The sequence below is a fragment of the Streptomyces sp. NPDC051214 genome (assembly GCF_040682375.1).
Taxonomy (GTDB): domain Bacteria; phylum Actinomycetota; class Actinomycetes; order Streptomycetales; family Streptomycetaceae; genus Streptomyces.
This window is the reverse complement of record NZ_JBFBAT010000007.1, coordinates 143,738-156,605: the sequence shown is the minus strand read 5'-3', so window position 1 is coordinate 156,605 and position 12,868 is coordinate 143,738. Positions and strand designations below refer to the sequence as shown.

The 12,868-nt window shown below is 71.1% G+C and carries 10 protein-coding genes and 1 tRNA gene; 4 read left to right on the top strand and 7 right to left on the bottom strand.

What is annotated here, in order from left to right:
- Positions 1 to 96: 96 nt before the first annotated feature.
- From glmU to AB0M70_RS19815, 3 genes are all read right to left on the bottom strand, one after another.
- Entirely contained in the window at positions 97 to 1,554 is a 1,458-nt protein-coding gene (glmU, locus tag AB0M70_RS19825; protein WP_365821263.1) for a bifunctional UDP-N-acetylglucosamine diphosphorylase/glucosamine-1-phosphate N-acetyltransferase GlmU, read from the bottom strand.
- 116 nt (positions 1,555 to 1,670) lie between these two features.
- A tRNA-Gln gene (locus AB0M70_RS19820) sits at positions 1,671 to 1,741 on the bottom strand.
- Between the two features lie 11 nt (positions 1,742 to 1,752).
- A complete protein-coding gene (locus tag AB0M70_RS19815; RefSeq protein ID WP_365821262.1) occupies positions 1,753 to 2,625 on the bottom strand; it encodes a hypothetical protein in 873 nt (290 codons plus the stop codon).
- Positions 2,626 to 2,792: 167 nt separating this feature from the next.
- Here AB0M70_RS19815 and AB0M70_RS19810 point away from each other — a divergent pair, with 167 nt between their 5' ends.
- Positions 2,793 to 4,115, top strand: a complete 1,323-nt coding sequence (locus tag AB0M70_RS19810) for a histidine kinase (RefSeq protein WP_365821261.1) — start codon at positions 2,793 to 2,795, stop codon at positions 4,113 to 4,115.
- A gap of 42 nt (positions 4,116 to 4,157) precedes the next feature.
- Here AB0M70_RS19810 and AB0M70_RS19805 read toward each other — a convergent pair whose 3' ends face one another.
- Both AB0M70_RS19805 and AB0M70_RS19800 read right to left on the bottom strand, forming a co-directional pair.
- A complete protein-coding gene (locus AB0M70_RS19805) occupies positions 4,158 to 4,685 on the bottom strand; it encodes an SUKH-3 domain-containing protein (protein ID WP_365821260.1) in 528 nt (175 codons plus the stop codon).
- Positions 4,686 to 4,731: 46 nt separating this feature from the next.
- Positions 4,732 to 5,289, bottom strand: coding sequence for a YwqJ-related putative deaminase (locus tag AB0M70_RS19800; protein ID WP_365821259.1), 558 nt, complete (start codon positions 5,287 to 5,289; stop codon positions 4,732 to 4,734).
- Positions 5,290 to 5,617: 328 nt separating this feature from the next.
- Between AB0M70_RS19800 and AB0M70_RS19795 the strand changes: the two genes are divergently transcribed.
- The 3 genes from AB0M70_RS19795 (at position 5,618) to AB0M70_RS19785 (ending at position 10,553) form a co-directional block, all read left to right on the top strand.
- Complete coding sequence (locus tag AB0M70_RS19795) at positions 5,618 to 6,604, top strand: SMI1/KNR4 family protein (protein WP_365821258.1); 987 nt, start codon at positions 5,618 to 5,620, stop codon at positions 6,602 to 6,604.
- 7 nt (positions 6,605 to 6,611) lie between these two features.
- Positions 6,612 to 9,380, top strand: coding sequence for an SUKH-4 family immunity protein (locus AB0M70_RS19790; RefSeq protein WP_365821257.1), 2,769 nt, complete (start codon positions 6,612 to 6,614; stop codon positions 9,378 to 9,380).
- Positions 9,381 to 9,668: 288 nt separating this feature from the next.
- A complete protein-coding gene (locus AB0M70_RS19785) occupies positions 9,669 to 10,553 on the top strand; it encodes a cellulose-binding protein (RefSeq protein ID WP_365821256.1) in 885 nt (294 codons plus the stop codon).
- A gap of 56 nt (positions 10,554 to 10,609) precedes the next feature.
- Here AB0M70_RS19785 and AB0M70_RS19780 read toward each other — a convergent pair whose 3' ends face one another.
- Both AB0M70_RS19780 and AB0M70_RS19775 read right to left on the bottom strand, forming a co-directional pair.
- Entirely contained in the window at positions 10,610 to 12,190 is a 1,581-nt protein-coding gene (locus tag AB0M70_RS19780) for a cation acetate symporter (protein WP_365821550.1), read from the bottom strand.
- 86 nt (positions 12,191 to 12,276) lie between these two features.
- On the bottom strand, positions 12,277 to 12,804 hold the full coding sequence (locus AB0M70_RS19775; protein WP_365821255.1) for a DUF485 domain-containing protein: 528 nt from the start codon (positions 12,802 to 12,804) through the stop codon (positions 12,277 to 12,279).
- Positions 12,805 to 12,868 lie beyond the last annotated feature (64 nt).

The following is a 12,868-nucleotide window of genomic DNA, read 5'->3' as shown; positions in this document are numbered from 1 at the left end:
CTCGCGCGCCCCGGAAAACACAGTCCCGAAGCGCAGAGCCGGCCGAAATGGTGTGCATCTATCACGGTACGCCGTGTCCGACGCACCTGTTTCCGGTCAGCTCCCGCTTGCCGGATTCCCGGGCTCCCCGGACGACGCCTCCGCCGCCCTCGCGGCCGCGCTGCCCGGACGCTTGCGCGCCACCCAACCCTCGATATTCCGTTGCTGCCCACGGGCCACGGCCAACGAACCCGCCGGAACGTCCTTCGTGATGACCGAACCCGCCGCCGTGTAAGCCCCGTCCCCAACAGTGACAGGAGCCACAAACATGTTGTCCGAACCGGTCTTGCAGTGCGACCCCACCGTCGTGTGGTGCTTCGCCTCACCGTCGTAGTTCACAAAGACGCTGGCAGCACCGATGTTGGTGAAATCACCGATCGTCGCGTCACCCACGTACGACAGGTGCGGAACCTTCGTGCCCTCACCGATGTTCGAGTTCTTCATCTCCACGAACGTGCCGGCCTTCGCCTTCAGACCGAGCCGCGTGCCCGGCCGCAGATACGCGAACGGACCGACGCTCGCCTGCTCCCCGACCTCCGAGTCGTACGCCACCGTGTTGTCCACCCGCGCCCCCGCGCCCACCCGGACGTTCCGCAGCCGCGAGTTGGGGCCCACCTCGGCGCCCTCACCGAGATGCGTGGTCCCCTGCAACTGCGTACCCGGGTGCACGAGCGCGTCCTGCTCGTACGTCACCGTCGCGTCGACCCACGTCGACGCCGGATCCACCACCGTGACACCCGCCAGCATCGCCTCGGTCAGCAACCGGTCGTTCAAGGTCCGACGAGCCTCAGCCAGTTGCACACGGTTGTTGATCCCCGCGATCTCCTCGTGATCGCCGGTCACGGCCGCACCCACACGATGCCCCGCCTCACGCAAGATCCCCAGGACGTCCGTCAGGTACTCCTCGCCCTGACTGTTGTCCGTACGCACCTTGCCCAGCGCCTTCGCCAGAAGCTGCCCGTCGAACGCGAACACACCGGAGTTGATCTCACGGATCAGGCGCTGCTTCTCGGTGGCGTCCTTGTGCTCGACGATGCCGGTCACCGCGCCGCTCTCGCCGTCCCGCACGATCCGCCCGTAACCGGTCGCGTCCGGCACCTCGGCGGTCAGCACGGTCACGGCGTTGCCGTCACCGGTGTGCGTCTCGGCCAGCTTCCGCAGAGTCGCCCCGGTCAGCAGCGGGGTGTCACCACACACGACGATGACGGTCCCGTCGACAGCACCGCCGAGCTCGTCCAGACCGATGCGGACCGCGTGGCCCGTGCCCTTCTGCTCGCTCTGGTACGCCGTGCGCACATCCGGAGCGATCGACCCCAGATGCGCGATGACCTGCTCACGGGCGAACCCGACCACGGTGACGAGCCGCTCAGGGCTCAGCGCGTACGCGGCTTCGAGCACATGCCCGATGAGGGAACGCCCACAGATCTCATGCAGGACCTTGGGGGTGGCCGACTTCATACGGGTGCCCTCACCCGCTGCAAGGACGACGACGGCTGCCGGGCTGTTGGCGCTCACGGGGGTGCCCTTCGGCTTCGGATGTGCGGGGAGTGGACATCCGCAGGATACCGGGGCGTTGCGGGCCGGAAATGAGGGCGGGTCCTGACCTTGAGGTCAGGACCCGAACTTGACAGCTCCCGGAGAAGGACTCGAACCCTCATTCAACGGACCAAAACCGTTTGTCCTACCTTTAGACGATCCGGGATGGTTCGTGCACTATGTCCGATTCGGTTGATCGGGCTGGTGCGCGGACAACACTATGCCGTACCACCAGCCTTCAATGCGACGGTAGAGGTCGGCTCCTTGCTGGACTCGCACCAGGAGGCATCCTCGATAGTCCTCGCCCACGCTCTTGCGGGAGGTCTTCGGGTTGTGCTTCTTGAGCGTGGTCTTGCCGAATGCTGAGGGGGCAGCCCCGACCCGGTCGGCCCAGAATCGCTCGGCGCCAGGCACGTCGGCCGACTCGTGGATCGACACATGGAACCGCAGGCGGTCGGCGCTCACGCCTAGAAGACGGAGCCACGCCAGGTAGACCGTGATCATCTGGGGATCGCTGTTGATGAAGTCAACTCGCTCCTGCGGGCGATGCGACTTTGATTTGGCCCCTTCGGACCAGTAGAGGCCAATGCCTACGAGGAACAGCTCGCGGTCGGACAGTGCGCCGATCTCGTCGGTTGCCGCCTTCTTGGTCCGCTGACGCTTCTCTTCGCGTCGCTGCATGGTGTCCCCCCAGCCGCGCTTCGCGATTGCTGAAGCCTCTTCGCGAGTGCGTTGCCGCTCCGGCTTCGGCAGATCCCGAACCCAGAGCGAGATCGAACTCTTCGAGCACCCCAGCTCCACCTGGATCTGGTCGTACGTGAGTCCCTGAAGCCGCAGTTCCCGCGCCCGCTCCCGGAGGTCATCCTTCGCGTTCGGGCGCTTCGTCCACTCCGGTGCCGGCTCGCCCTCCAGGAGGCGGTTGAGTATGTCGTTGTTGTCGACGTGCAGTCGGTCGCGGATCTGGCGGCGGCTCAGTCCTTCTCGCCGCAAAGCGATCGCCCGCTCCCGCAGTCCCTCGAAGTCGGCGTACTTGCCCGTGATCTCTGTCATGCGACGACCCTCGTCCGGAATGCGGACGTCCGGCCGGGAACCGGGAGCGGTTCAACAGTTCGAGGGATTTCTGGCCGTTTCGTTTCGCGTCGAACAGCGCGTGCGTTCGATCACCGAGCCGGAAACTCGCCGGAAAAGGAGGGCTTGTCGCCCGTAGGCTGGAAGGCATGACCACGACGGGGGAGAACCACAGCGCGGCCGTGAGCGGGCCGTGGTGGTGGGAGCGGCGGCGCAGTGCCGTGCTGGACGTGGGGCTCGCGTTGGCCTCGGCCGCGGAGTGCGGGGCCGAGGGGGTCACGTTCGCGGGGGACACGGGGATTCCCACGGGGGTGGGGATCGCGTTCGGGGTGGTGGCGGGGGCTTCGCTGGTGTTGCGGCGGCGGTGGCCGATCGCCGTGGTGCTCATTTCGATTGCGATCACGCCTGCTCAGATGGGGATTTTTCTTACCGTCGTCGGGCTTTACACGTTGGCCGCCTCCGAGCTGCCTCGGCGGATCATCGGGTCGCTCGCCGGGATGTCTCTGCTGGGGACGCTCATCGTGACGCTCGTGCGGACTCGGCAGGACATGGAGAGCGGGGATCTGGGGTTCGCGGAGGGGTTCATACCGTTCATCGCGATCACCACGTCCATCGGTCTGACCGCGCCGCCCATTCTGCTCGGGCTGTACATCGGGGCGCGGCGGCGGCTGATGGAGAGTCTGCGGGAGCGTGCCGACAGTCTGAAGGGTGAGTTGCAGCTGCTGGCCGAGCGGGCCGAGGAGCGGGCGGAGTGGGCGCGTAACGAGGAGCGGACCCGGATCGCGCGGGAGATGCACGATGTGGTCGCGCACCGGGTGAGTCTGATGGTCGTGCATGCCGCCGCCTTGCAGGCTGTGGCGCGGAAGGATCCCGAGAAGGCGGTGAAGAACGCGGCTCTGGTGGGTGACATGGGGCGGCAGGCGCTGACGGAGTTGCGCGAGATGCTGGGTGTGCTGCGGACGGGGGAGCCGACGCCCGCCGCGGGGGGCCGGCACGGGTCGGTCTCGGACGTGATGCCGTTGGCCGCCGTGGGGTTCGCCGCCGCTGCCGCCGCGTCACGTGCGGTGGACGAGGACGGGCCGTCTCTGGCGGAGCTGGACGAGTTGGTGGGGCAGTCGCGTGCGGCGGGGATGGCGGTGGATCTGTCCGTGGAGGGTGAGTCCCGTGCGTACGCGGCGGACGTCGAGCAGACCGCGTACCGGGTGGTCCAGGAGGCGTTGACCAACGTGCACAAGCATGCGGCGGGCGCCAAGACGTACGTGCGTCTCGCGCATCGGGGTGCGGAGATCGCGATGCAGGTGGAGAACGAGCCGCCGCCGGAGGTGGGTCCGGGGGACGCCCGGCTGCCCAGTGGCGGCAACGGCCTGGTGGGCATGAAGGAGCGGGTCGTCGCGCTGGGCGGTGTCTTTGTGTCGGGCCCGACGGACGCGGGTGGCTTCCGGGTGTCGGCGGTGCTGCCGGCGGCTGCCTAGGTTCCGTCAGAGGGGCCGCAGGTTCCGCGGCCCGGCCGGGCGTCAGCTCGCCTTGAGGCGTTCCGGCTGGGTGCCGGAGACCAGGGTGGCGAGGGCCTCGTCGATGTGGGCGCCCAGGTACCAGTCGCCGCTGTGGTCGAGGCTGTAGACGCGGCCTTCCGCGTCGATGGCCAGGAGTGCCTGGGTCTCCGTCTCCTCTCCTATGGGGCACACCTCGGTGTCGAGGGCGCGGCCCAGGTCGCCGAGGGTGCGGGCGAGGTGGAGGCCGTAGAGGGGGTCCAGGTGCACGGCGGCGGGCGCTATGTGGCGGCCGGGGCCCTGCGGGGTGATGTGCAGTCCGCCGAATTCGGCCCAGGCCTCGACGGCGGCGGGGAAGACGGCGTGCTGGTGTCCCGCGGGCGAGGTGTGGCGGCGCAGGACGTCGGCCCAGATCTCGGCCTGCTTTATGTCCCACCGTCCGGGGGTCCAGCCGGCGGCGCGCAGGGCGGCGTCGACGGGGACGGGGAAGCGGGGTGACGCGGCGATCGGGCCGGCGTGCGCGGGGTTCTCGGTGTGCTGTTCGGCGTGCATGGGTGGCCCTCGTTGCGGTTCGGGGTCAGCGGCTCGGTGACGGAGATCAGGATTCGGGTGTCGCGGGTTCCACGATCCGTACGCCGAAGTGCGCTGTGAGGGCGGTGCAGGAGCGACAGGGGCGGGCGAAGCCGCCGTGCAGCGGGTCGCCGTCCTCGCGGATGCGGCGGGTGGTGAGCTTGGCGTGCTTGAGGGCTTTGCGGGCCTCGCCGTTGGTCATCGGTTTGCGTGCCGCGCGTTTGGAGCGGCTCGCGTCGGCCGTCGTGAGGTGGCGCGAGATGAGGATGGCTTCGGCGCACCGCCCGGTGAAGCGTTCGCGCTGACCGCTTGTGAGGGTGTCGAGGAAGTCCTGTACGAGGGGGTGCAGGGCGGGGGGTTCCTCGCCGCGGCCCGCGGTGCTCGTGAGGGTCGCGCCGCGCACGGAGAGTGCGGCGGCGACGGTGGGAAGTATGCCGTCGCGGCGCTGGCGCAGGACGGGTGCGTGTGCGGACGCGCTGCTCCAGCCGACGCGTGGATCTCCCGCGTCGGCGAGGTGTTCGGCGGTCGCCGAGGGCGCCGTCGTGGCCGCCGTACTGTGGGCCGTACCGGTCTGTGCCGTGTGCATGGTGGTGCTTCCCTCCCCGCAACTCGCGGCTGTGACCGCGTGTGCCACGCCCCCGCGTTGCGGGGACAGCCTGCCAAATGGGGCGGGTGGTGCGGAAGCTGGGGCACCGCGACACGCCCGGCTTTCGTCGCACGGTGACGGTCCGGTGGCTGCTGGTCATGGAACCGGAGGCCCGGTGACCGGTGTCGTCCTTGCGCATAGGCTGTCGACATCCGCAGACCGCGGAACGCAGGACGAAGTAGCACGATCCACGCACATCGATCTACGCACATCGATCCACGCACACCGATCCGCGAAACCATTAACAGTGCCGCAGGGGGCAACCGCCATGACGACAGGTCGGCTGGGGCAGCAGGCCGCACCGCCGAACGCGGCCTACGCCGGGCAGGTCGTGCACTTCCCGGACCCGGTCCGGGCCACGCGCCATCCCAGAGGCGTGCGCGTGGACGAGCACGGCTATCCGGATTTCTCGGCCTACGCGCGTGCGGCCGCCGAGATCGCCGAGCCTCCGGAGGGCTTCGGTGTCGACGAGCTGCGCCTGACGGACTATGTCTCCGCGAACGCGGCGATGGCCGAGGCGGACCATGAGCTGTGGGACACGATCCCGCCGGTGGCGACCCCGCACGGCTGGACCTGGCACCACGTGCCGGGCGGTCGGCGTCTCGAGCTGGTCCCGGTGGAGGTGAAGGCGCTTCTGCGGCACCACGGCGGGCTCGCCACGACGCCGGTGGACCAGGACAAGAGGGGTACGCGCCCGCTCCAGGAGACCCGCCCCGCGCATCTGGCGCTGCCGAAGTCGGCGGTCGCGGTGAGCGAGCAGGAGATTCTCGGCGCGGAGGAGGAGCTGGGTTACCGGCTCCCCGGCGCCTACCGTTCGTTCCTGAAGGCGGCGGGCGGCTGCGCGCCGGTGGGTACGGCGCTCGACGCGGAGCTCGGTCTCCTGATCGACCAGCCGTTCTTCACGGTGCGGGACGAGGCCGCGGTCAACGACCTGGTGTACGTGAACAAATGCCTGCGTGACCATCTCACCAAGGACTACTTGGGGGTCGGGTTCGTGCAGGGCGGCATTCTGGCCGTGAAGGTCAAGGGTGACCAGATCGGTTCGGTGTGGTTCTGCGCGTACGACGACGCACGGGACGTCTCGGAGACGGCGGGCTGGCAGCCCGCCGAGCGGGTGCAGCGGCTGCTGCTGCCGTGCGGTGACGACTTCGACGCGTTCTTGTCCCGGCTCGCGGGTAATCCGCCGGAGTTGGAGACCGTGGCGAACCTGATGGTGGACGGTGGCTTCGCGCGCGCCGTCCCGGTGGGGGAGTGACTTCTCGATGGTGACCTTCGCGCAGGCGCAGGAGCGCGCCGAGGAATGGATCAACGGCGATGTGCCCGGCTACCAGCACCGTGCGGTGCGGGTACGGGAGTTCGAGCTGGGTTTCGTCGTGTGGGCGGAGGACCGTGAGAACGGTCCGGTGTCCGACGGCGGCCGTCAGCGGCTCGTCATCGCGCGGGACAGCGGCGACGCCACGCTCTGGCCGTCTCTGCCGGTCGGTGAGGTGATCCGCCGGTACGAGGAGGAGTACGGCACGCCGGAGTTGACGCCCGAGGACGCGGCGCCGGCTCCGCCCGAGCGGGTCGACCTGAATCAGACGTCGTTCCTGTTGAGCCCCCCGGAGTGGCTCCAGGAGGCGGCGGACAAGCTGGGCATCCCGGATCGCAGGGGGGAGTCGTCCACGGGCGCGGGCGCGTCCCCAGGGGCGGGTCCCTCGGACGCGGCTCCCTCTGATGCGGCCCCGTCGGATGCGCGCCCCGCGGACGCGGCGCCCGTGGCTCCCGCCGCGTCGGCTTCTCCCGCGGCGCCCGGTGGCGGTACGCCGTGGCCCGCGGCCGGGGGGTCCGATGACGCGCCTGTCGGTGCCACCCCGTGGGCCGGTACGGACACCAACGCGGACCTGGGCGACGACCGTTCGGTGCCCGCGCCCGCCACGGTGTTCGCGCCGCCGCTGGTCGGCGGTGACGACGACGCTCCGCCGCCCGGTGTGGCGCCGGAGGCCAAGACCGCGCTGATGCACGGCGGCAGCGGCCTCCCGTCGACGACGGTGGCACCCGCGCTGGACGGCCCGAACCTGCCGCCGCCTCCGGGGGCGAGCACTCCCGGTACGCAGCCGCCGGCCGCTCCGGGGCCGAACCTGCCACCGCCGCCCGCCGGTGCCGCGGTGAACATGCCGCCGCCTCCGGGCGTGAGCGCTCCGGACCCGTCCGCGTACGGATACCCGCAGGGTTCCGTGCCGCCCGGCGCGGGCGACATCGCCGACGCCGCGACCAGCAAGGCGCAGGCGCCGCCGCGGGGTGCCCGTGGCAGCGGCGGTGCGAGTACGCCGCCGCCTCCCGGCGCCCCGGGGACTCCGGGCATGCCGCCGGGCGGTACGCCGCCGCCTTCGGGCCCCGGTGCTCCGGGCACTCCTGCGGGCGGTTACGTCCCGACGCAGTTCGTGTCGGCGCTCGGCCCCGAAGGACCTCAGCCGCCCGCGGCCCCGGACGCGCCGAAGCCGCCGGGTGCTCCGGGCACGCCTCCCGGTACGCCTCCTGGTGGGGTGCACCATGCGGCGACGATGTTGGCGGACCCGAGTCTGGGTGGCCCTGGTGGGATCAAGCCGCCGGGTGCTCCTGGCGCTCCGGGTGCTCCGGGGGCTCCCCGTGCCCCGCAGCCTCCCGGTCCGCCCGGTGCTCCGGGCACGCCTCCCGGTGGGGTGCACCATGCGGCGACGATGTTGGCGGACCCGAGCCTGGGTGGCCCTGGTGGGATCAAGCCGCCGGGTGCTCCCGGCGCTCCTGGTGCCCCGCAGCCTCCCGGCCCGCCCGGCGCTCCCGGAGCTCCTGGCGCGCCGCAGCCCCCCGCGGCTCCGGGTGCTCCCGGTGCTCCCGGTGGCGGTGTTCACCACGCCGCGACGATGCTGGCCGGTCCCGCGGTCGGCGGTCCTGGTGCGCCCATGCCGCCGCAGGCTCCCGGGGCTCCGGGCGCTCCGGGTGCTCCCGGAATGCCGCCGCCCGCGCCGGGTCAGCCCGTACCCGGTCAGCCCGGTCGACCCGGTCAGCCCTACGGCTACCCGCAGCCGCCCACCGGCCAGCCGACCGTGGGCCCCGGCTACCAGGCCGTACTCCGTTACCGCGCGCAGGACGGCTCCGAGCAGCAGCTCATCCGCCGCTCGGCGCCCGGTACGCCGCACCCGGAGTGGCAGATCCTGCACGAGCTGCGCGGCATGAACGTGCCGCCGCAGCAGGTACTCGAACTCCACACCGAGCTGGAGTCGTGCGAGCTGCCCGGCGCGTACTGCGCCCGCATGATCCGGGAGACCTGGCCGCAGGCGCGGATCACGAGCATCGCCCCGTACGGCAGGGACCACGGGTCCCGGCAGGGCGGCATGCAGCAGCTCATCGCGCACCAGGCCGAGTTGCACCAGGTCGCGGACGGCCCGGCGCGCCCCGCGCCGGTACGCGCGCCGCTGCCGCAGGTGCAGCCCGCGCCGCCGATCCCGCCGGAGGGTGTGGCGCAGGAGCTGATGGCCGCGTTCGGGCCCGGCATCTTCCGCTTCGATCAGCGGGCGGTGTCGCGGCAGGGCGTGCCCGACCTCGTGGCGCACACGCTCGTGGTGGCGGGTCTGCCGGTCGACTTCGGTCCGTTCTTCTGGGCGCAGGCCCAGCCGGGGCGTCCGGTGCCGACGCTCGCCGAGACGGCGCAGGAGCGCGGGGTGCAGCCGGCGTCGGACGCCGGTTCGTACCTCGTGATGGGCAGTGACTTCGGGCGCGCGATCTGTGTCCAGTACGGCACGGCGAACATCGTCGCCGTGCCGGTGGAGTCCGGTCCCGGTGGTGCTCCGGTGCCGCCGCAGTTCGTGAACACGGGGCTGCCGGAGTTCGCGCGTTGCCTGGCGCTGCTCGGCCGTATGTGGCGCCTTCGCTACGGGCTCAACCAGGAGCAGGCGGGCCGCTGGACCGTGGACTTCCAGGGGCAGCTGGCCGCGCTCGACCCGGCGGCGTTGGCTTCGCCGGAGAGCTGGTGGTCGGTGCTTCTTGAGCAGATGTGGGACGGGTTGCTGTAGCCCCCGCCCCCCGGTAGGTGACCGAGGCGCTCGACCCCGTGGGTGCGGGGACGGGCGCCTCGTCGCGTTTCCAGCCGCCGCTGCGCGGCGATTTTTCCCGCCCACCCACCCGATTGCCCCGCATCACCTGACCCCGAGAACCCCGATTCCGGCTTCTGATGGCAAATGACGCATCCTTGAGCAGATGAGATGCGCGGAGTGTCGCGTTATGAGCGCTTCCGCTTGATCCATCAAGATGTGCGCCAATCGCGTAGTACGCGCGTGGTGCGTCGGAGGAGGGACTCAAGGATGAGCAGCGGTTCAGCGGCGTCGGAGCACGGCTTCGTCACCGTGCGCGGACGGGGCTACCGTCCCGAGCAGGTGGACGCGTACGCCCTCGATCTGTCCCGGGACCGTGACGACGCGTGGGAACGCGCCGCCCGGCTCACCGTCCTCGCCAAGGAGATGGAGGCGGAGGCGGAGCGGCTGCGGGACGTGGTCTCACGGCTCGCCCCGCAGACGTACGAGACGCTGAGCGAGCGCGCGCGCCACATCCTCGCCCTGAGCGAGGCGGAGGCCGCGGCCGTACGGGAGGCGGCCGAGGCCGATGCGCGGCGCGCGACGGAGGCGGCCGACACGGAGGCCGGGGAGCTGCGCGACGCCGCTCGTGCGTACGCCGACGAAGTCCTCGGCGAGGCCGAGGAACGGGCCCGGCAGCGGCTGCTCGCCTGCCGTGCGAGCGCGGACGAGTCGCGGATCGCGGCCCGCCGTGACGTGAAGGAGTGGCGGGGCGAGGCCCTGGCGGCGCTGCGGGAGATGCGGCAGCGCAGTGCCACGCTTTTGGAGGAGCAGGAGAAGGAGCACGCCGAGCGCCGGGAGGCAGCGGAGGCGGAGATCACCGCCCGCGAGGCGGAGGCCGAGGCGCACGAGGCGTCGCTCGTGGCCGCCGCCGAGGCGCGCCTGTCCGAGGCCAAGCGGGCCTTCGCGGAGGCGGAGGAGTCCGCACGGCACGGGCAGGAGGACGCGGAGGCGCGGGGCGCGGAGCTGGTCGCCGCCGCGGTCTCCCGGGAGGAGGGCATTGCCCGGGAGACCGAGCGGATGCTGCGGGAGCACGGTGAGGAGTGGGACGAGGTGCGGGCGCACATGGAGCATGTGCGGAGCAGTCTCGCTGCGCTGACTGGGCGGGTTTCCTAGGCCGCCGCTTCGCGGCGGATTGTTACCCGCCCACCCACCCGATTGCCCCGCGGCTTCTACCTTCTCGTCACCCCCGCCAAGATCCAGCCCTCCACCGCCTCGTACCGCCTGCGCTGTTTGTCCGACTCGCCGGGGCCCGACGTCACCGTCCCCAGCCAGCCCAGGAGGAAGCCGAGGGGGATGGAGGCGATGCCGGTGGTGGTGAAGGGGAACCAGTTGAAGTCGTGGTCCGGGAAGGCTGAAGTGGGGGAGCCCGAGACCAGGTTGGTGCCCGTCATGAGGATGATCGAGCCGAGGGTGCCGCCGATCAGGGTCCACAGGAGGCCGCGGCGGGTGTAGCGGCGCCAGAAGAGGCTGTAGACCAGGGCCGGGGCGAGGGCCGACGCGCCCAGGCAGAAGGAGAGGGTGACCAGCGGTTGCAGGTTGTGGTGCTGGACCACGACCGCGAGGACGATCGCCAGGCCCCCTATGGCCAGTGCCGAGACGCGGGACAGGGTCATCTCGCGGCGCGGGGTGAGCTCTTTGCGCAGGCGCAGGTGCGCGAAGACGTCGTGGGCCAGGGAGTTGGCGCAGGCGAGGATCATTCCGGCGACCGAGGCGAGGAGCGTGAGGAAGATCGCCGTGGTGACCGCCGTGAAGATGAGGGTCTCGAACGTCGAGGCGTTCACGCCGAACACCGCCTTGGAGCCCAGCAGATAGGCCGTGTTGCCTTGCGGGTCCGCCTGTGCGATCGCCGGGCGCCCGATCATCGCCGTCGCGCCGAAGCCGACGATCGTGATGATGAGGACGAAGAGCGCCACCAGGGACACCGCCCAGGACATCGAGCGGCGTATCTCGGGCGCGCTGCGGGCCGTGTACATGCGCATCGTGACGTGGGGGAGGCAGGCGCCGCCGAGGACCACCGTCAGTTCCGAACTGATCATGTCCAGGCCGGGGTGGGGGCCGCCCGCGAACTGCAGGCCGGACTGGAGGAACGCGGGGCCGGCCCCGCTGCCCTTCTCGGCGGCGGCGAGCAGCGCGCCGAGGTCCCAGTCGAAGCGGCGCAGGATCAGGGCGGCGATGACCACGCCGGAGCCGAGCAGCATCACGATCTTCAGGATCTGGATGAGGGCGGTGCCCTTCATGCCGCCGATCGCCGCGTAGCTGATCATGAGGGCGCCGAGTGCGACGACGCATGCCGTCTTCACGCCCTCGCCGGAGAATCCGAGGATGAAGGAGAGCAGGTCGCCGGCGCCTGCCAGTTGCACCAGCATCAGGGGGATCAGCGCGGCGAGTGTCGCCGCGCAGGCGGTGATGCGTACGGCCCGTCCGGGCATCCGGCGGGCCAGTACGTCGCCCATGGTGAACTGGCCCGCGTTCCGCAGGGGTTCGGCCAGGAGGAACATCAGGAGCATCAGGGAGAGTGCGGTGCTCAGGGCCAGGACCACGCCGTCGTACCCGAGGAGCGCGATGATGCCGCCGGTGCCGAGCACGGTCGCCGCCGAGATGTAGTCGCCCGCGATGGCCAGGCCGTTGCGCATGGGGGAGAGGGCGCCGTAACCGGTGTAGAACTCGCCGAGGTTGTCGCGGTCGGGGCCCGTCATCACGCACAGGAGCAGCGTGAGGGTGACGACGGCGGTGAACGCCACCAGGGACATGGCCTGGGCCGAGTCGGCGGCCAGCGTGACGCCGCTTCCGACGTCGGGGCTCACGATGGCGAGGCTCACCGGCAGAGCGGAGGGGCTCATCGGTTGGCCTCCAACTCCGCCAGCTTGCGCAGCCGTTCGGCCATCGGGTCGACCCTGCGGCGGGCCGTGTACTCGTAGAGCCCTAGGGCGAGCAGCGTGACGGGCACCTGGCACAGGCCGAGCAGCAGGCCGGTGGAGAGGCCGCCGGAGACCGTGTTCGTCATCAGGGACGGGGCGAAGGCGGACAGGATCAGGAAGAGGGTGAAGTAGCCGAGCGCGGTGAGGGTGGCGACGCGGCGCTGCCAGCGGTAGGCGCTGCGCAGGTGGCGCAGGTCGCTGTGCCGGCCGAGTGCGGGGTGGCGGGGGAGCCGTGGGGGTGGTGGGGGCGGGGGCGGCGTGACGGGCTGCCAGGGGTAGGTGGGGTACGAGGGGGCGTGCAGGCCCGGGGGGTGGTGCGGGGGGCGGGCGTGTTGCGGGTACTGAGGGCGCTGAGAATTTTGCGGGTTCTGAGGGTTCTGCGGGTACTGAGGGTTTTGTGGGTGCTGTGGATACTGAGGGTTTTGGGGCTGGTGAGGGTAGGGCATCCCGGTTCTCCTTGCGCGGCGTCGGTCCGGTGCGGGACCGCAGGGAGCGAGAGGTGAGAATCGA